The sequence below is a fragment of the Paenibacillus qinlingensis genome (genome assembly GCF_013204845.1).
In the GTDB taxonomy this organism is placed as follows: Bacteria; Bacillota; Bacilli; order Paenibacillales; family NBRC-103111; genus Paenibacillus_E; species Paenibacillus_E qinlingensis.
On sequence record NZ_JABMKY010000057.1, the window covers coordinates 1 to 539 of the forward strand.

The 539-nt window shown below is 46.9% G+C and carries 1 tRNA gene and 2 rRNA genes; all 3 read left to right on the forward strand.

The features are described from left to right. Positions 1-65 (forward strand): 16S ribosomal RNA (locus HQN88_RS37240); the annotation flags it as partial. 126 nt (positions 66-191) lie between these two features. Next, positions 192-267, forward strand: a tRNA-Ala gene (locus HQN88_RS37245). Positions 268-428: 161 nt separating this feature from the next. Continuing rightward, positions 429-539, forward strand: a 23S ribosomal RNA gene (locus tag HQN88_RS37250); the annotation flags it as partial.

A 539-nucleotide genomic window follows, 5' to 3' on the forward strand; every position in this document is an offset into this window, starting at 1 on the left:
AGATGATTGGGGTGAAGTCGTAACAAGGTAGCCGTATCGGAAGGTGCGGCTGGATCACCTCCTTTCTATGGAGACTCGGATCTGATAGATCCAGTCAAGTGTGCTTAGCACACAAATCGCTGATAACTCATTTCATTTGTTCAGTTTTGATGGAGTTTGCACACTTCTTAATGAAGTGGTTCATCAAACATGGGGCCATAGCTCAGCTGGGAGAGCGCCTGCCTTGCAAGCAGGAGGTCAGCGGTTCGATCCCGCTTGGCTCCACCAATTAACTTATTGCTTACTTCCGCCGCCGATAAGGCGGTGTTGTTGACACTAAGGCAAACATTTTGTTCCTTGAAAACTAGATAACGAAACAAAAACGTAAAGTAAGAACTTAGGTTGTGTTAACCTTCGGGTTACACAAAAATCTTTAAATGTTTTTTCTAGGTTAAGCTAGAAAGAGCACACGGAGGATGCCTAGGCACTAGGAGCCGAAGAAGGACGTGGCGAACGACGAAATGCCTCGGGGAGCCGTAAGCAGGCTTTGATCCGGGGAT